Source organism: Weissella koreensis KCTC 3621, assembly GCF_000277645.1.
The window spans coordinates 191,746-210,651 of the sequence record NZ_AKGG01000005.1 but is presented as its reverse complement, the minus strand read 5'-3'; the positions used below and the strand labels follow the sequence as shown (position 1 = coordinate 210,651).

Annotated in this window: 22 protein-coding genes; 10 read left to right on the top strand and 12 right to left on the bottom strand. The window is 34.7% G+C overall.

The genetic code is table 11. The features are described 5' to 3' along the window. Positions 1–44 precede the first annotated feature (44 nt). The gene (locus JC2156_RS01730; RefSeq protein WP_006845118.1) at positions 45–662 is read right to left on the bottom strand and encodes an ECF transporter S component; all 618 of its coding nucleotides are present in this window, start codon (positions 660–662) and stop codon (positions 45–47) included. A gap of 39 nt (positions 663–701) precedes the next feature. Beyond that, entirely contained in the window at positions 702–1,892 is a 1,191-nt protein-coding gene (locus tag JC2156_RS01725) for an aminotransferase class I/II-fold pyridoxal phosphate-dependent enzyme (RefSeq protein ID WP_006845117.1), read from the bottom strand. A gap of 110 nt (positions 1,893–2,002) precedes the next feature. Here JC2156_RS01725 and JC2156_RS01720 point away from each other — a divergent pair, with 110 nt between their 5' ends. Next, on the top strand, positions 2,003–2,746 hold the full coding sequence (locus JC2156_RS01720; protein ID WP_006845116.1) for a M15 family metallopeptidase: 744 nt from the start codon (positions 2,003–2,005) through the stop codon (positions 2,744–2,746). Positions 2,747–2,927: 181 nt separating this feature from the next. On the opposite strand, the gene ntdP is transcribed toward JC2156_RS01720, so the two are convergent. The 5 genes from ntdP to JC2156_RS01695 all read right to left on the bottom strand — a co-directional run bounded on the left by ntdP (position 2,928) and on the right by JC2156_RS01695 (position 6,981). Further along, entirely contained in the window at positions 2,928–3,479 is a 552-nt protein-coding gene (ntdP, locus tag JC2156_RS01715; protein WP_006845115.1) for a nucleoside tri-diphosphate phosphatase, read from the bottom strand. Between the two features lie 205 nt (positions 3,480–3,684). Next, on the bottom strand, positions 3,685–4,866 hold the full coding sequence (locus tag JC2156_RS01710; protein WP_006845114.1) for a tyrosine-type recombinase/integrase: 1,182 nt from the start codon (positions 4,864–4,866) through the stop codon (positions 3,685–3,687). 549 nt (positions 4,867–5,415) lie between these two features. Continuing rightward, positions 5,416–5,637: a hypothetical protein gene (locus tag JC2156_RS01705; protein WP_006845113.1), complete on the bottom strand. Its 222-nt coding sequence runs from the start codon at positions 5,635–5,637 to the stop codon at positions 5,416–5,418. A 582-nt stretch (positions 5,638–6,219) separates the two neighbouring features. Beyond that, positions 6,220–6,615, bottom strand: coding sequence for a hypothetical protein (locus tag JC2156_RS01700; protein ID WP_006845112.1), 396 nt, complete (start codon positions 6,613–6,615; stop codon positions 6,220–6,222). A 6-nt stretch (positions 6,616–6,621) separates the two neighbouring features. After that, the gene (locus JC2156_RS01695; RefSeq protein WP_006845111.1) at positions 6,622–6,981 is read right to left on the bottom strand and encodes a helix-turn-helix domain-containing protein; all 360 of its coding nucleotides are present in this window, start codon (positions 6,979–6,981) and stop codon (positions 6,622–6,624) included. Positions 6,982–7,577: 596 nt separating this feature from the next. Between JC2156_RS01695 and JC2156_RS01690 the strand changes: the two genes are divergently transcribed. The 9 genes from JC2156_RS01690 to JC2156_RS01655 all read left to right on the top strand — a co-directional run bounded on the left by JC2156_RS01690 (position 7,578) and on the right by JC2156_RS01655 (position 12,711). Further along, complete coding sequence (locus JC2156_RS01690) at positions 7,578–8,192, top strand: hypothetical protein (RefSeq protein ID WP_006845110.1); 615 nt, start codon at positions 7,578–7,580, stop codon at positions 8,190–8,192. 95 nt (positions 8,193–8,287) lie between these two features. Beyond that, positions 8,288–8,611 carry a helix-turn-helix domain-containing protein gene (locus JC2156_RS01685; RefSeq protein ID WP_006845109.1) on the top strand — a complete coding sequence of 108 codons (324 nt, stop codon included), beginning with the start codon at positions 8,288–8,290 and terminating at the stop codon, positions 8,609–8,611. A gap of 85 nt (positions 8,612–8,696) precedes the next feature. Next, the gene (locus JC2156_RS01680; RefSeq protein WP_038240913.1) at positions 8,697–8,993 is read left to right on the top strand and encodes a hypothetical protein; all 297 of its coding nucleotides are present in this window, start codon (positions 8,697–8,699) and stop codon (positions 8,991–8,993) included. Between the two features lie 3 nt (positions 8,994–8,996). Continuing rightward, positions 8,997–9,332, top strand: a complete 336-nt coding sequence (locus tag JC2156_RS01675) for a hypothetical protein (RefSeq protein WP_006845107.1) — start codon at positions 8,997–8,999, stop codon at positions 9,330–9,332. After that, positions 9,329–9,559 carry a hypothetical protein gene (locus JC2156_RS01670; RefSeq protein ID WP_006845106.1) on the top strand — a complete coding sequence of 77 codons (231 nt, stop codon included), beginning with the start codon at positions 9,329–9,331 and terminating at the stop codon, positions 9,557–9,559. Before JC2156_RS01675 ends, JC2156_RS01670 begins: the two co-directional genes overlap by 4 nt. 1 nt (position 9,560) lies before the next feature. Beyond that, positions 9,561–9,704: a hypothetical protein gene (locus JC2156_RS08975; RefSeq protein ID WP_006845105.1), complete on the top strand. Its 144-nt coding sequence runs from the start codon at positions 9,561–9,563 to the stop codon at positions 9,702–9,704. Between the two features lie 12 nt (positions 9,705–9,716). Beyond that, positions 9,717–9,986 carry a hypothetical protein gene (locus JC2156_RS01665; RefSeq protein WP_006845104.1) on the top strand — a complete coding sequence of 90 codons (270 nt, stop codon included), beginning with the start codon at positions 9,717–9,719 and terminating at the stop codon, positions 9,984–9,986. 2 nt (positions 9,987–9,988) lie between these two features. Next, complete coding sequence (locus JC2156_RS01660; RefSeq protein WP_006845103.1) at positions 9,989–11,446, top strand: DUF5906 domain-containing protein; 1,458 nt, start codon at positions 9,989–9,991, stop codon at positions 11,444–11,446. A 677-nt stretch (positions 11,447–12,123) separates the two neighbouring features. Then, positions 12,124–12,711 carry a hypothetical protein gene (locus tag JC2156_RS01655; protein WP_006845102.1) on the top strand — a complete coding sequence of 196 codons (588 nt, stop codon included), beginning with the start codon at positions 12,124–12,126 and terminating at the stop codon, positions 12,709–12,711. 381 nt (positions 12,712–13,092) lie between these two features. On the opposite strand, the gene JC2156_RS01650 is transcribed toward JC2156_RS01655, so the two are convergent. The 5 genes from JC2156_RS01650 to JC2156_RS01630 form a co-directional block, all read right to left on the bottom strand. Further along, a complete protein-coding gene (locus JC2156_RS01650; protein WP_006845101.1) occupies positions 13,093–14,055 on the bottom strand; it encodes a cation:proton antiporter in 963 nt (320 codons plus the stop codon). A gap of 484 nt (positions 14,056–14,539) precedes the next feature. Continuing rightward, complete coding sequence (locus tag JC2156_RS01645; RefSeq protein ID WP_155815895.1) at positions 14,540–15,070, bottom strand: hypothetical protein; 531 nt, start codon at positions 15,068–15,070, stop codon at positions 14,540–14,542. Positions 15,071–15,453: 383 nt separating this feature from the next. Further along, entirely contained in the window at positions 15,454–16,254 is an 801-nt protein-coding gene (locus JC2156_RS01640; protein WP_006845099.1) for a RecX family transcriptional regulator, read from the bottom strand. A 14-nt stretch (positions 16,255–16,268) separates the two neighbouring features. Next, positions 16,269–18,206, bottom strand: coding sequence for an ABC-F family ATP-binding cassette domain-containing protein (locus JC2156_RS01635; RefSeq protein WP_006845098.1), 1,938 nt, complete (start codon positions 18,204–18,206; stop codon positions 16,269–16,271). Between the two features lie 63 nt (positions 18,207–18,269). Next, positions 18,270–18,905 (bottom strand): redox-sensing transcriptional repressor Rex, encoded by a 636-nt coding sequence (locus tag JC2156_RS01630; RefSeq protein WP_006845097.1) that lies wholly within the window; start codon positions 18,903–18,905, stop codon positions 18,270–18,272. Between the last annotated feature and the right edge of the window lies 1 nt (position 18,906).

Genomic DNA, 18,906 nt, shown 5'->3' with positions numbered 1-18,906 from the left:
AAGTCCATTTTATGGACTAAAGAGATGTTTTTTATTTTAATTTCTTAATGATTAGCTAATCGAGCCTTTTCCATATAACGTAAAACTGGCCAGCCGACCAACATACCTAAGAGGCCATCGACAACGATTTCAATCAACACATTTACTCCTGCAATCGAAGTAAACATCCAAATAATTCCTACATGGTTAGGCAAACCAGCCACCGTTGTATTAAATATTCTAAAATGAATCCAGGTTAGTGTAATGACTAATCCTGTATTTATGATAGCAGCCAAGGTCCCTAGCATAAATATCAAAAAAGGGGATGTTTTATGTTTAGAATTATTGATCCATTTTAAATAAATCAGACCTATAATAATACCCACTAGCATTCGTGGTAATAGTGCTGTAATTGGATCTCGTAACATTAAAGATCCAATTCCAACCGGTAAAGTCCATGCATGATAAAACGAATATAGTCCCATCACAGCCCCAAGCAACCCACCGACTTTAGGTCCCAATAACATCCCACCTAATGCTACAGTAAAAGGTATTATTGTGACACGGACCATTGGATTAATCGGAATAAATCCCATCCATGGAACCATACACTGTAACAAAATAATGGCCATAAACATTGCCGTTAAAACTAATTGGCGCGTTGATCGTTTTTTATTTGTCATGTATTTTCCCTCTTCCCAGTTGATAAAAGTTTTTACCTTTTACCGACTGGCCCTTTTTTGATCAATCCAGGCTGCCATTCGTTCCATTCCAGAAGCTAAATCGTCATCATTAGCAGCATATGAAATTCGAATGTATTCAGCCGTTTGATCTGAGAAGGCGATTCCTGGTGCAACCCCAACTCCACCTTCAGTGGCCAAAGCCCATGCAAAATCCAATCCATCCACTCCAGCTGAAAAATCTTCTGGAATACGTGCAAAAATATAAAATGCTCCTTGTGGATTTCCTACTTTAAAGCCCATAGCGGTCATTTTTTCAACAACAAAATCCCGACGACGCTGGTACACCTTACGCATCTTAGCTGGTGCATCTTTAGCTTGCGTTAGAGCTGCAATTGCTCCATCTTGAGTAACCTGTGGTAAGGCGAAAGTTAATGTATCATGGACTTTTGAAACTTCTGCAATAATTTCAGCACTTCCAATTACAAATCCGATTCGATAACCAGTCATGGCATGTGATTTTGACAAACCAGTAATCATAACTGTTTGCTCTGGTAATAACTTCATCATTGAAACATGCTTAATATCATAAGTTAATTCCGCATAAATTTCATCTGAAATAACCCAAATATGATGTTTCTTAAACGTTTCTGCCAATGCACGCAGCTCCGTCTCAGTATAAGTAGCACCAGTTGGGTTGCTTGGATAATTAAACAAAATCACCTTCACAGGTAAATCTGCACTAGCAATTGCATCGTCCACCATTTGAGGAGTTATTTTAAACTCACTCTGTGAAGTATCTACTTTCAACATTTTTCCACCAATAATGTTGATAGCAGCATAATATGGTGGGTATGCTGGTGTTGGAATCAACACGCCATCACCAGGGTTCAAAAGTGTTTGGAACAATGCATAGATCGCTTCTGTGACTCCTGAGGTTACTACCACATTTTCAGGGCCTTGGAAATTTAGATCAAATTTTTCATTATAATTATCTACAGCAGCTTGACGGAGGACTAAATCGCCTTCGGCTACAGCATAGTGTGAATGATTATTCTTAACTCCATCGATAACAGCATCCTTAATCGAATCTTCAATGTTAAACCCTGGTTCACCAAAGGTTAAGTAAACTAAATCTTCGATCCCTGCTATTTTCTTTTGAAATCCAGTTAAGCCATCAATCGTCATTGCTTGGACGGTTTGGTTAATTGGTTGAACAAATTCTTGACTCATTCTTAAAATTCCTCCAAATTAATCCGCTATTTTCTTCTTGAATGTATTAGAATAATAATAGCTAATATGTTTAAAACATTATACCGTAAATTTATCAAAAGAGGGAAACCATGGGAAAAAATATACAAAATAAAATTCCAACCGATCTATCCGAATGGGACTGGTCAACGGCCTTAGATCCGGACATCAAAGATAACAATGAGCCACTGGTTCCATTAGGCCTTTTACCTGAAAAAATCATTGTACAACCTGCTTATTTCATCCAAAATCTTTCTGGAGCAATGTCAGAATTATACGCCCGGCAGACTGTTCAAAGTAAATTAGTTCAAGCAGCTAATTTGCTCCCAGCTGGATACAAATTAGTTATTTTTGATGCTTGGCGTTCCGTTTCAACCCAAGCAGCCCTATTTCACTCTCTTAAACGTAAAATTGCCCGCACCAACCCTTCTTGGACGAAAAATCAGATGATTGAAAAGACATTAGAAACGGTCGCTCAACCTTCCCGTGATCCAAAAAAACCTTCTCCCCATAATACTGGTGGATCTATTGATCTAACAATTGTTGACGATCAAGGTGTTATGTTAGATATGGCCTCTCCATTTGATGACTTTAATGATAGCTCAAAAACTAATTATCTCGAACTAAAAGCTGAACTCAATCAATCTGAATTAAAAGCACGTGATAATCGCCGTCTTCTATATCATATTATGACTGAGGTTGGGTTCACAAACCTATCAAATGAATGGTGGCATTATGATTATGGTAATCAAAATTGGGCTAGTTGTAGCCAGCAAGAGCATGCACTTTATGGAGCAACAAAGCCATTTTTTCCATGGGTTACCATCCTTGATTAAATTTTATCGCATTTAAATATAAATAAATAGAGCATGATAAAAAACATTCCTGTATTATAGTTTAAATTAAAGATAAAACTAGTTAAAAAATTTGAACCAAATTAATAAAAAGGCCAGGACAATTTCCTAGCCTTTTTATTAATATATTTTTGATGCACTATATTTTAGTTGTAGACCAACATTAACGATGGGCTCGATTTTTAATCTCCTGATACCGTCGATACCAAAGATCAACATATCCTTTAGAAAAGGGGCCTTCTTGCTGTTGAATCCAATCAACTAAGATCTTCACATGCTCACTCAAAATAAAATCAACCTCATTGGAATAATTCCATTTTTCACGATGAGCCTGATATTCATCAGCATCTAGTAACCGCTTTTCACCATCTGGATAAACTTTGATATCCAAATCATAATCGATATACTTCAGCGCTTCTTTATCCAGAACAAATGGGCTTGCCAAATTACAATAATATGACACTCCATTATCTCGAATCATTGCCACGATATTAAACCAATACTTACGATGAAAGTAAACAATTGCCGGTTCGCGGGTTACCCAACGTCGACCGTCATCTTCAATCACCACTGTATGATCATTAATCCCAATAATTTCATTCTCACTGGTTTTTAATACCATGGTTTCACGCCAAGTACGGTGTAGACTTCCATCGTGTTTATAGCTCTTTATCGTTATATAGTCACCTTCTCGAGGTAGTCGACTATTTCGCATAACTTTAATTATCTCCTTCGCCGCAGCGACGAACTTCGTTTAAAATTATACCACGCTTAATCAAACTTTGCTTAAGTTATATCGTAAGCACATCAATGGCTTAATACCAACGTTTAAAATATTTTGATATTCGAACAAGCACGGTCAAAACCGTGTTCACTTAAACCTAACCTAATAATAAATAAATTAATTAGGTATAACTTACTTAATGATTTTCTTTAGTGTCTCCCATAATATTACTGAACACGTCCGCTACTTCTCTTCTAGCCTTTGGTGTAAGCTCCGCATATATATTTGCAGTAACCGCTATGTCTTTATGCCCTAATCTGTCAGACACCTTCTTTAGATCCATTCCACTAGATATTAATAAACTAGCGTGCGTGTGTCTAAGTCCATGAATATTTAAATATGGTAACTTTTGCGCATGGTTACAGTTGTACCATTCAAGAAATGATGCAAATTGTCTATACATTCGACCTCTAAGCACATCAAAGACAAAACTGTCATCGTTTATAGGTTGTCCCTTTAACATTGACTGTTGTGCCTGAACATAATGCCATGCTTTTAATTTATCAATTACTACATCATCAATATCAATGTATCTAAAATCATCCCCATTTTTAAGACCTTTTAAATAGTGATCCTTACCATGCCCATCCAATGACATACGACCGTTGAGCAATAATTCACAACGTCCAAAATCTACATTTTTCCATTTAAGTCCACATAATTCTCCGCCACGCATACCAGTTCGCAACAATACAGTAAATAATGCTAGAAATTTATTTCCTCGTTGATAATATTCATTGATTCCATGTTCAAACATTTTAGCTTGTACTTCATTATAGAAACGAACTTCACGCCGCGGTACTTTTTTAACCCTTACCATTTGAATATGTTCTAATGGATTGCTATCACATATTATATGTTCACTATCCACTGCATATTTAAATACGCGCTTGGCATATCCTAACATCTCTTTTGATTGTGTGTATTGGGGTATAAACTTATTTACTTTATTTTGAATATCAATCCTAATAATTCTATCTAATCTCAAATTACCAAATAACTTAGGTTTTAATAGATGATTTTTAAAATGACGTGCCACTTTATCTTTAGTCGATTGTGCAAAGTCTTGGCTACTATAAAACTCCCACCACTCTTTATACGCCTCTTCAAACGTATATGGTTGAGGTTGCAAGTGTTCTAATTCCTTTATAACAATCTCGCCACGTTCAACAGCTTCATTTAATTGTTTCTCGATCATAATAGCACTGGTCTTACTATCTGTGTTTCTATACTTATATGTTGTATGACCAGTTACTTCATCAGTTCCAACATATACACGTACTTGATATTTACCATTTTTTAGTTTTCTAATACTCATAATTTTTAAGTCCTTTTCCAGACATGCCCGCCAGCTATGTATTGGATTAGTTTCTTCTATGTGTATAGGTTTAAGCATTTGAAATCCATAAACCTATTGAGTATTAAAAGATAAGATAAATAATATCTACGTCAGGTTAAGGATAATGTTCCTATCTGTGAATAATCTAAGGTAGTGAATTGCGACCTTAAGTATTTAAAATAGACGACATATATTGGAACTGGTCACACCCATTTATTAGACTTAACAACTCAAAATAACAAATATGTAAAAATATACATATATAATACCGTAGCCATAAGTGGCGATGGGTCTGCTAACAAGATAGCAACCTATAAACCCCGCGGACTACTCCGCAACCCTATAACTCAATCGTAAAATACGATTAGGCTAGCTTAATATTAAGCCAACTAGGGACTGCGCAATATTGCGCTAACTCAAAGACGTTTTAGTTTCCAGTTGCCTGCGTAAAATTGCGCCAGCATACGTGAGACCAAATACGGACTTATGTGAGTACAAATGTGTACCGACCTGAAACATTAAAACAAATTACTTATCATTTTGATCATATTTTTCTAATTTTCTATTGTTATAAAACTTTCGTATAGTCCATGCGTTTACTAATACAATTGGCAAGAAAAATGATCCTTCTAACTTAAACGACCAATCACTAACACTTATCGCAATAACGTCACTATTAAAGTAAACAGATACTAACGCTAATATAGTTAAAACAATCGAAACTATCAACCAAAATCCTGATTTTTTCATTAATTAGACCTCTTTATATTTATTAACTTGGATATAAATTTCACCTATTTAAAACCCTCTAATTCGATAGGTTTAGAAACGTTTAAAGGAAGTTGCTTAAATCAACATCCCTTTTTAGGACTCCGAAATCTCCGAATACAATTAATACAGACGTAAGGTAGTAGATTAAATCGACATCCTTTTGAGGGTCGTGAATCGTTACCCCTTTATGACCTAGCCGACCGATAACCAATTTTTAAGGAAAAATATACCTATAAATTTACTTAAGACTTTTGGACACTTTTGGCCAAAACTATAAAATATATTCCTTTTTAAGGTCTCCCATATCTCCCCATACCAATTTATGACAGTTTCCAATTTTGCAACAGTCGTTAAATACTGTCTTAGGGGATGAATTTAATCTTTGGCCATAAATTAAATACGGTACATTTATAAACTTTTTTGTTCCGTTTAGGCACAATACAGAACATTTACAAATTACTACATGCCCATAAATGGGTACGTAGTTACATCCACACACCAGAATAACGGTCGTACTTTTAAGTACAGTTATTGTCCTTAATTGGACAACCGTAGTTACGATTACGCCTGTTCAATTGCCAAGGGCTTGAACATTTCTATAACGGTCTCATAGTGTTCACTAGGCACACCCATAGCCTCCGAGAATTGCAACCAATCATTTACACCGACATACTTACACCACTTAGTAAATAGGTATTTAAGCGCCAAACTATGCGCCTCGGATTCATCTTTATTTAAGACATCATAGTCATAAAGCCTGTGGTGTTTTTTTAGTGCGTGAAAATACTCTTCAGTTATTTCAAAAAGAGTTACGCTATCCGGGTTATAAATTATAACTTTTCGTTGATTGTTTGTTGTTGCTGATAAATTTGTAATTGGTAGCTTCTCAATATCATAATCAAGAGATCTAATATTTTTAAGAACATCTGCCATAATCCAATCATGCATTAATTCCATATAATATTAGTCCTCACGCTTTGGATACTTTGCTAAGACAGCTTTAATAATTGCCCAGTCTTCATCACTAATGGGACGACCACCAGCCGAGACCATCTCATCACGTTCAGAATCATCAACTTCATACAAATCCATGGGTTCGTTAATTGACTTTTCTTGGATTGGGACAATATTATCCGTGTTACCCAATAAATAATCAGTAGAGACACCCAGGACATCAGCAACGGCGTTTAAACTTTCCATACGTGGGTTATAAGTTTTCCAACGATACAAAGAATTAGTCCCCAATCCAGCTTTATCCTCTAACTGTCTAAGGTTTAGTCCTTTTGACTTAGCGATTTCTTTAGTTCTTTCAAAAATAGACATAACAAAATACGCTCCAAATATTAAGAAAAAGTAAAGTTAGACGAAGTGCTAAATGAATAGTTGCTTTTTAGACGTTCGTTTAATATACTTAATCATGTAATCAAGTTTACTTAACAAGCGTATAAAAAAAGACAACCAAATAATTAGCTTCCTACGGCTCTTAAATATTGGTATATCGCTATTTTTAACGCTTGTTTATATTTTATAATTATATTAGACGTTCGTTTAATTGTCAACAAAACTTAACAACGAAAGGCACGTTAAAACATGAAAAAAACATTGTCAAGACGTAATAAAGAGAGAGTTAGAACCATTAAAGCTAATATTACTCGCTTAGGTGTAACCGCCGAAGAAATGTCGGACGACTTAGAGATCAACGTGGCTACTATTTACGCCACGTACCGAGGCCGATACATCGAAGAAACAACTAACGACACACTAAGCTCTATTGAGACTTATCTACGTTATCGTTTAGGCGTCCGCTACATTGAGCCGTACTTTGATGACTTAGATTAGGGGATGGACATCCCCTATACATCAAACTCTTTTGTCAGGCGTGACGTTAAACACGACAAACACACTAGGAGATTTACACCATGAAGACACAAGAACAACTAAGCAACGAAATTGCAGACGAAAATACATATAACTCATTAATTAAGGCATTAGGTTTGTTGCTAGAAGCCAAAGATCAATTAGATACAGCCGATAACAACAATGCTAAAGATGAATGGATGGGCGATATTCCGGTAACTTCACTTGAAGTCGGAGAACAAGCCTACACTCTTAAAAAAATGCTAGGTATTCCATTTAATCAGTTTGAAATTGATATGTATGAAGACCAACCAAAGGTTGAACCTGCCGAGAAGTCGGCTACCCCTACTATCCAATCAAAAGATAATCTAGGATTACACAACGCAGTCGATGGCTTATATCTTGCAATTGAAAAAAACAACTTAGAGACTGCTTTAAATTACGTTCGTTGGATTGAAGATATTACCCGAACTTACGCCGATCCAAGAAGTGAAGCACACGATCATTTACATTTTTTTGACCAAGTACAATCTCTTTATTCAGCTATTGATATTGAAGACAATCATCAAGTGAACGAGATTATAAATAAGATATCTTCAGTTGCTAATGACGGGATCGAGCGAGCTAAATTCGACAATAAGTTTAATGAAGAATGGGACACCTCACATAACCAATAAATATTAATTCATCCATGCCCGCCAGCATAAAAAAGCCCCCTATCAATAAATAGGGAGCCATACATATAAGAATTTGGAAAGGAACTTAAAACCTTATGAGTACAGAAAGTATAACACAGCCCAATATATTAAAGCTATATCCTGCTATCACAGTTACACAAAAACAGGCTGCCGATTTAATGAGCGTTTCAATAACTACTGTTCGCAATTACGTTAAACAAGGTAAATTACATCCCAACATCGTTGGAACACGTAAATTTTATGATTTAGATGAAGTTAACGCCTTTGCTCGACCTCGTAATAAAAACAGTAAATCTATCTATCTGATTGCTGATGTGGGAGATTATGAGACATTTATCAATCAAGTTAAAAATGACGTCATCAAGTTAATTCAATTAGAACAAATTAAAAAGCCCTAACGTTATACGGCGACCAAACCACAACGTTAAGACTTAACACACACTGCCATAACCAGCAATAAAGCCAATTAAGGGAGCTTTTATAATGACAAATATAACATATATAACAACTACAACGCTAGACCTAAGGGAAGCTATGCCATTAAATGAACTAGTCTACCGACTATCTAAGGCTAGCGATGACTGGAAACACCCCATGCTAGCACAATATGCTGAAATTTACCGAGATACACTTTTTAACTTTGATTATAACGATTATCAAATATCGACCGTTCAATATTTCTATCTTGATATTCATAATATGGTACTCGATTTATTCAAGTTAGATAATCATGCCCACACTGTCGCTCGTTGCCTAATGCAAGCAATTTACGGAAGTTAAACCATGACTGAAATTAAATACCCCGAACACATTAAAAAATTAATTGAAGCCCTACCCCGTGGCATTGATAATGCTAAACCAGCCAGTTACATTGCTAAGCTATTCCAGCCCGAAATCGACCCACGTACAGTCCTAGCATATAAAGCTATCGCTATACGTGATTATGGTATTCCAATTGGCGCACGTCGAGACAGTCAAAACGGTGGCTTATTCATTATTGAGAACGACGAGGAACGTACCAGTGTATTAAAAGTTTCCAGTAGCCAAATAACTAGTGAGGTCTTAATTCAAAACGCCTTAACCCAGATTGATTTAAATAGTTGGGAGGTCATCAAATGACTACTAGTCACTATAAAGTTAAAACACCAGAACAAAGTACTAAGGACATCATAAGCGGTCAAGTACTGGTTATTAATAATCAAACACGCCGTATTGATGATTTAAAACAATCTAAAAAGAAATATGATGAATTTATCACTACCTTACAATCCGAAAATGACACTCTTAAATATGAAAATAAAGGACTTAAGACTGCCCTTAAATTCCAAATGACTGGAGATAAATAACATGATCGATATTAATGCCCTATCTGATAAGTTCATGACTGAATTAATTAAAAATACAACTCCCATAGAACAATCTAATTTATCCGACAAAGATAAAATTATGGCATTCAAAACACTTATCAATCAATTAAACGAACTATATTAAGGAGCTAATAAAATGAAAACTATTGACCCAGCCACATTAATCACAAACGTTGGAGCACTTAAGAATTTGGTTGATCTATTATCTGATATTACCGAGTTTAATATTCCCCTAGTCTTTGCTACAGATAATATTAATGAAAAACAACAAAGTAACATCAATCAAATCATTGATAAATATAGGAAAATCGAGTTGCTTGTTCCTGCCATGTATCAATTATCTAATGTAGTTCGATCTGAATTGATGAAATTACCTAATGACATCGTTACTGAATATGAGGACTAGCCATGACAGAAGAAACAGCAACATCCCCTATTAATGACGAACTAATAAACGGTTTGATTGCCGGAGGTCTAACGCAAAATGAAGCTAAGGAAATGTTAGGGCTTGAAAATAACCTTAGTCAATCACAAAAAGAAGCAGTTAAGCAACGCCTTAGCAATGAAGAACAAGAACGAAAAAAAGATAATTTCGATCCTACCCGTGCCTTAGATCTTCAAATGAAAGATCCAGAGAAAACAGCCGATACGATATTGGCCAACATGTTTTTAAAAATGTATCAAATCGCAGACGCCGAGCAAGTCATCACATTCTTAGAACCATTGGGAGTTACAACCGAGCGTAAAATATCAGCAGTTGAAAAGATCGTTACAAAAAAGATTAAATCAATGAATGGACGCAGTAAGTTGAACCCAAAAGGCTATATCAATCTAGGTAATCCCAAAGGTATTAATAACGTTGTCTTTGACGTTGCCAGAGGAACTATCAGACCAAAGCAAGAACCTTATGAAGCAATTTATACTCGTGTCACTACCCCATACAATCCAAAAGCCACTGCCCCGAAGTTTCAAGAGTTATTCTTAAATCACGAAACGAACGGCGAAGCATTTACCAAACTATTTAAATACATTGCTTATGGTATCTATACTCGTGGTGTTATGAAAGACGTTTATATCATTCAAGGTTCAGGCGGGGATGGTAAAACGCAATTCTTAGAAGCCATTACTAATGCCTTAGGATCATACGCCAATACATCTATGACTAGAGCTGATTTAAGTCCTAAGAGTAAGGATATGAACCGTGTAGGATTTGGTCAATCTAGTGGGGCTTTAATCAATATTATTGATGAGACCGAGGAAGGACTTATTCTAGACGGCGAAACTCTTAAACGTTTTTATAGTGGTAAAAACAGCCCTATCTCATTAGAGAAAAAAGGGGCTTCTAAACCAGTAGCTATTCAAATAAACGGCGGTTTAATAATTGCAACTAATAACCTACCTACTACTAACGAAACGGCAACTAAGAACCGAATATCATTAGTTGAAGTTGAAACGATACAAGAAAAGATTGAATTAGTTAAACTAACCGCAATTATGCAAGATGAAGCTAGTGGAATATTAAACTTATTACTTGATGAGGTAACTAATATTGCTAATAACGGATATGATCTACCTAAAGGCGACAAAGAACTATTTGCCATCAGAAGCGCAGAAATAAATCCAGAAGTTGAGAAGTCAAAAGATATTGAGTATTACATTAAACAACGATACAAGATAACAGAAGACATAAAAGACGTTGTAGACGTAACGTACCTAAATGACTCAATTAAACGTTACGCTAAAGAAAACAGCGGTCAACTCAAAATAACCAATAAAGATATTCAAAAAACATTGAAAAGTTTAGGTGTAAATAAAAATAACGATACATTTAAATACCGTAAAATTAAAGAAATTCCATTAAGTTAAAGAACTAAAAAGAACCATCAAAGAACCACTAATCGAACCACCCTACACCGTTGTCCCCCAACGCATGAACCAATAAAACCCCTATAAATTAAAAGTAGTATATAAACATTATACCTATATAGGGGCTTTTTTCAAAAAATGGGTTCTTTGGTTCACATACTGATACATAGCCGTTTATAGTGGTTCAAAAAGTAGTTCCGGACTAGTTCATCTTTAGCAAACGTGTATATAAAATAAAATATACGCATAAAGTAAAAATATTAAATATTGCGTGATTTTCAAGTAATAAATGGTTAATTATTAATCAAGTGAGTACGACTGATATTTCAGTCTATCTCGATACATAGAATAAATTAGAACCCCACAAAGCCTTATCTGAAAACCTGTTAAAATTTGCTATTGAATCATTAAAAATATAAGTATCAAGAACCTAATAAAACCTAATATTAAATTTAAAAAAGCATGCACACAAAAGTTACAAATTCAAAAAAGGTTGCAATAAAATTTAAAAGTGTTGCAGAGCATTGCAACGGTGGTTAAAGCTCTCACATCACCTCCACTAATCACATTAGGTTGCACTTATCAGACTCATGATATTTAAAATTTAAGCACAATATTTAATAAAAAGGTTGCACACACATTGATATTTTTTACTAATGATTTAGAGGTATGTGGAGATGATGAATACAGTTGAAAGCTACAATAAAATAGATATAGCTGATTTATCAATTCGGGGTACAGACGAGGGTATTAAACAGCATATCAATATAAATGGTCATAATATAAAAATAACGCCCACACGTCCAAATTATGGCGGTTTGCGTTGGTGGTTTGTTTGTCCCTCATGTCATAAAAGGAAACGTACACTTTATTTATCTGATGACTATTATTGCCGTAAGTGTTTAGGACTTAATTATAAAAGTCAGACCTATCGAAGCAATTACGACGTTCTCGCTGATGAGTATATTCATCTATTACATGACATCTATAAATTGAAGTGGAAGATTGATCAACATGCTATGCAAGGCTTTATAAATGTATATGAGCCAAACCTACCCGCTTATGCTACTCTTTATTTTATTCCAGACAAGCCCTACACCATGCGCCAAACTACTTACGATAAGTGTGTAGATAAATTGTTAGGAATGATCGAACAATTAGGACAAGTAAATAGACTTGCTATGGGAATAAATAAAGAACGTGCTGAAATAGTTCAAGAACAATACAAAGCAGCTTATGAATATCAAGAAAAACAAGATAAATAAAAAAACCATTATATATCAGCAATTAAGTTGAATATATAACGGTTTTATTTTAATGTAATATATGTCTATTTAAGACGTTCTAAAGTAATTGAATGTATTTAGTCACAATGAATTTTAAACTAGCACAGGTTAGTTATAATTTAACAATGACCCCCGCCGTACCCTTGATTAAGAGAAACGATGCAGTATTGTCGTCTTATAAGTTTTTACCAAAAAATAACTTTTGAAACTCATTCCCTTCCCGGAAAATACTTTTCGAGCATTATAATAGATATACATCAGCGCAAAGCGTTGCCTAATTAGTCCTAGTCATAAAATTAGGGCTTTTTATGTATAAACTAAAAATACGACAACCCTAAGGGTCATCGTATCATTAAGTTATTACACTTTTTTAAATAATGGTTTCATGATTATTGGAGCTATTATTGTTGAGATAATTACTGCAACTATAAATTCTGACGATGTATCATCATTGATAATCTGCGACGATATACCTATTTGAATAATCACTAAAGCCATCTCTCCTCTAGAAATCATACCAGATCCGATTGCATTAGACATATTAACGCTTAATCCTGATACTCTTGCACCAATATATGAACCATAGAATTTAGTAATAATAGCCAAAATACTAAATATTAGTATAGCTACTAATTTATTATTTAATCCCTGTACTGCAACCTCCAGCCCAATAGATCCAAAAAACGCTGGATAAAAGAACCAATTACCAAACTTAGTACCTATATAACCAATCTTTTCAGAAAAATCAACTTTTCTCAAAAGTATACCTAATGCAAATGCAAGTAAAGGTAACAAATCACTGAACCCCAAATTTCCTCCACCAATAAACATAGAAAATAAAGTCACCGCTACCAAGGCAATTATATCATCCAAAACAGCAGCTGAAAGTATTATTGACCCTATTGAGGTAGCTAATTTCTTTTGCTCGGCTAATACAGCTAAAGTAATGGAAATAGAAGTTGCAGAGAAAACAATCCCTGAAAACATTGAAACTTGTATACTATATCTAAGCAATAAGAATGTAATTGGGAAAACTATTATAGGCAATAATACTCCCATGCACGCGATAAACGAAGACGCTTTAATATATTTTTTCATTTCTTTTAAATCTGATTCTAAACCTGAATTTAACATCAACAAAAAAATACCTATCTCAGAAACTAAATGAATTAAATCATTTGGATGTACTACATTTAAAAAACTAGTACCTAAAAATATACCTGATAATAATTGACCAACTACTTCAGATAAGCCAAAACGAGTACCTATCTTCCCAAATATAATAGTCATAATTACCAGCAACAATAATAATAAGTATTCCAATTTATTCTTTCTCCTAACATAAAAAAAGCTTCAAAAAAAGTTAGTTCCCCGACTAACAATTCTTGAAGCTTACGCTCAACCGTTTAAAATTAATTATATCATAATTTTATTTGTTATTTAAACATAGTGTGTAAAACTAAGCTGAAATGCTTCACAATATATTTTATGAAATGTTGTTATGACTTTATCAACTGTAGTATATGAATATTTTAATTAACGCCTGTCTTTTACTTCTAACCTTTGCAATATGACTATAATAGATTAGATGTCAATTAAATTAGATGAGGACCAAATATCTATATATACTTGCTTGAACATCAATCATATTAAAGAGATACTTTCAATACGCTAACAGGCGACCAAAAAAGTATAATAGGTCAAATGTGTTTTAAAAAGATGGAACATTTGTTATTCGGTTCTTTTCCTACTAAATGGGCGGGGACAAATAAAAAAGTCATTCAATTATTGAATGACTAAATTAATCTTATCTAATTGCATACTGTTTTAACATATCCGGTGTTACGTCAAACGCACCACCTAATTGCCCTTGAGGCATCTTTAATGTAATTGCTGGCTTATCATCAAAATAAAGTTCAAATCTATGGTTATCATTACCCAAATTGTATTCACTAGCTAAGTTTCTATAAAATCCAGTATCTCTAACTTTATATGACATCCCGTCAACAAAATAAATTTTAAATCCGCCCGGTATTTCTTCAAAATGATCTAATTTAGGTGTATCTTTACCATTATCAGAATAGATAGCTTTACCAACCGATAGTCCAATTCTCATTCTAGTAAAATACATAGATTGCTCATCATCAGTAACGCCGTTGTTTTTTACACTTTCACTTGATGAAGATACAGACGTCGATATGCTTGTGTTACTGGTACTTATACTTACACTCTTTTCACTACTAGCCTGTGATGAGCTACTAACTTTTTTAGAACGTTTATTTTGTTTAGCACTTTCAGCTTCAATAGATGACTTACCTGCTATTGATAAACTAGCCATTGTAATCATTAACATAACCGCAAATAAGACAGCTACAATTGATATAATGATTATTTTTTTTGACTTTTATTACTATTATTTTTATCTAATCTAGACCTCATACTTCTACTCCTAATTTTTGTATAATACTCCTAAAAAAATCGCTTCAACAATTAAGTCAAAGCGAACATGCCAGCGGGCAAATCTTTAATTTTCAAGCACGGAATTAAGCACAATACCCACGTAGATGACACGTAAAAAAACACAAATTAAGTTATACCTAATGGTAGTTATTGTTAGTTTAATCGTTGGTAACACTGGGTTTTCAACAGCTATCCATATCTATTGTTAGGTTAAACAGAAACTTTGCTTAAGTCTGATAAACCATCACCTGAACTACCAAATTAATCAGAACGATGCTCTTTTAACCATTGATCCACTTTTCTTAGATCAAAGCCTCGTCGATACATTCCTGCCTTAACCTTACTTTGATAATCCCAACCAGTAAGATGTTGATATTTTTGAGCTGTTTTTTCCATCATTCGCACAAAATTTTCTTGAGCCTGTTCTTCATCGACGGGAGTCTCGGCATGATAATCTTGTAGCGCTTGCTTGATTTGACGTTGATCAAATCCGTTTTGATACAGCTTTTGCGTCACTTTTTGATCTGCCATAAAAGCTGATTCACGGCGATATTTTTGAAATAAAGGATCTATTAATTCAGATAACTTCTCCCTTTGTAGCGTTTCATCATATTCAACCAGTAAATCTTCAATTATAAATTGATCAATCCCATATTTTTTTAAATTAAATTTAATAGCCCGTGGGCCTAATTTTCCGCGTCGAATCTGACTTTGAACATATTCATTCGCAAATTGTTGATCATCAATAATATCCAATTGTTCTAAACGTTCAATTGCTTGTTCAATTACTGAAACAGGAAAATCAGCCTGCTGTAATTTTGTTCGAACTTGTTGCTTGGAATGCAGACTATTAGCAGCATAAGTCAGAGCCTTTTGGTAAGCCTTTTGATTATATTCAGCTTCAATAATTGTAGCCTTTAATTCATCATCAACTTTGGTCCCCTTGAACAAATTAAATTGTATTAAAATTTTTTCTGCCACAGCAAAAGCAAACTTATCATCTAAATAGATATTATAACGTTGGTTCTTTTTTGTCTGAGTGACACGTGTTACTTCAGCCATTTAAAACTTCCTTTTTATGCTTGAAAGGTTTCTAAATCCATGGATGCCTGAGTCCACTCTTCTTCAAGTTGATTTAATTTTTGTTGTAAAGCTTCTATTTGTTGTGTTAATTCGGTCAATGTAACCAAATCTGAACCATTAGCAGGATCATTCAATTCTGTTTCTAATGGCTCCATCTGCTCCATAATTTCTTCCATTGCTGCTTCAGCTTTGGATACGGCGCGTTCTTTTTTACGAAGCTCTTTTTGCTGTTCACGCGTAGCTTGGTATGTTGGTGTCGCATCATCACTAACCTGTTCGGCAGTCACTTCATTTTCGAGCGCCATTTGGGCATCTCTTTGTTCAATTTTTTCTAAATAATAATCATAATCACCGTCAAAGAATTGCGTTCCATTTGCAGATAATTCAACAACTTCAGTTGCAACCTCATTAATAAAATAACGATCATGTGACACAAAGAAAATGGTCCCATTATACTCATTTAAAGCTGTTTCTAAGACTTCACGTGAATCAATATCTAAGTGATTGGTCGGCTCGTCTAAAATCAAGAAATTATCTTCATTCATCGAAAGCACGGTTAGTAATAACCGTGCTTTTTCGCCACCAGAAAGTGCTGTGACTTTTTTATCAACATCTTCCCCCGTAAACATGAAAGATCCTAAAATAGATCGTACATCTTTTTCCGGTAATTTAGGATGTAAATCCCAAACAGAGTTTAATACTGTCTTCTTTGGATCTAACGTTGCTTGCTCTTGATCATAATAACCAACTGTAACATTAGCACCCAGTTTAAACGTTCCCGCTAATGGTGCTAATTTACCTAAGATCGTTTTGATTAAAGTAGATTTACCAACCCCGTTTGGTCCAACTAAAGCCACGGCATGTTGTTTATTGACCGCTAAATTCACATTTTGGGATAGTACCTTATCTGCTTGATAACCCAAGCTCAGTCCTTCAACTTGAAGGACCTCATTCCCTGAACTTTGAGCAGCTTGAAAAGTAATATGTGCTACCCCTGATTCATTTTTAGGTGCATCCAAAACTTCCATCTTTTCAAGTTGTTTACGTCGAGATTGAGCTCGTTTTGTGGTTGAAGCTCGCACAATATTACGATTAACAAAGTCTTCTAATTTAGCAATTTCACTTTGTTGCCGATCAAACGCCTTTTGCTCTGCTGTAATTTTCGCAATCTTTTGCTCCATATAGCGGCTATAGTTTCCTTGGTAATGATCCAAAACTCCAGAATGTACCTCATAAACTTCATTTACTACTCGATCTAAGAAGTAACGATCATGCGAAACAATTAGCAGTGCTCCTTGATAATTTTGTAAATATTTTTCTAACCATGCCAAAGTCTGCATATCCAAGTGATTGGTTGGTTCATCCAGTACCAAAAGATCTGGTTTCTCTAATAATTGCTTTGCGATCGCTAAACGAGTTCGTTGACCACCGGAAAGATCGGAAATTTTTTGTGAATAAAACGACTCGTCAAACCCAAATCCATGTAAAACGCCACGAATAGTTGCTTCATATCCGTAACCATTTAAAGCTTCAAAATCATGCTGAATTTGATCATATTCAGTAAGTAGACTTTGATAAGCTTCACTTTCATAATCAGTCGTATTAGCAATTTTTGATTCCATTTGATGCATCTGTTGTTCTAATGTTTGCACCTTTTTAAAGCTGGCCAACATTTCATCATACACACTTAAAGTTGAGTCCATCCCTGAATTTTGAGCTAAATAAGCTAGTTTTAATCCTTTTTTAGACGAAACGACCCCTTCATCTGGTGATTCCTGACCAATTAAAATTTTTAGTAATGTAGATTTTCCTGCCCCATTTCGTCCGACCAAACCAATTCGGGATCGATCTTGAATCTGCAGCGAAAAGTGTTCAAAAAAAGTCACGCCATTGAAGCGTCGACTGACATCATTTGCTTGTAAAATTATCATTTTTAACTCCATTTAATAAAAGAGGCTGAGACAAAAATCGTCTGAGCCTCATTTTATATTTTTTTAGTTACTTATATCATTATCGATAAAATAAAGTAACGTTTGCAACTCATTCGTTAAGTCCACGTTTTGAACATGCACCTTCCGAGAAACATTTAACCGCATTGGTGTAAAATTCAAAATACCTTTGATACCACTTGCTTCCAAGCGGGTTGCAATTGTCTGAGCCGCATCAGCCGGCACTGTCAACATTGCTACATCAATCCTTTGTTCCTCAATTTGTTCTTCTGATTCATCCATTGAGAATACTGGAACGCCACTTTGAATTGTATTAATTAATTCCGGCTTAACTTCAAAAACAGCAGATACTCGCACATTAGAAGTTTTTTGAAATTTAAAATTCAACAAAGCATGGCCCAAATTTCCCAAACCAATCAAAGCAACTGAAGCCAAATTATCTTGATTTAATTCGCCAGCAAAAAATTCAATTAATTCAGCGACATCATAACCATAGCCACGCTTACCTAATGCTCCAAAACACGAAAAATCACGACGAATGGTCGCAGCATCAATTTTAACAATTTCAGCCAAATCAACGGAAGAAATCTTAGTTTTTCCTTCATCTAGTAATAACTTGAGATAACGATAATAAATGGGCAACCGTTTAGCAGTTGCACGAGGAATTTTCTGTTCTGTCATG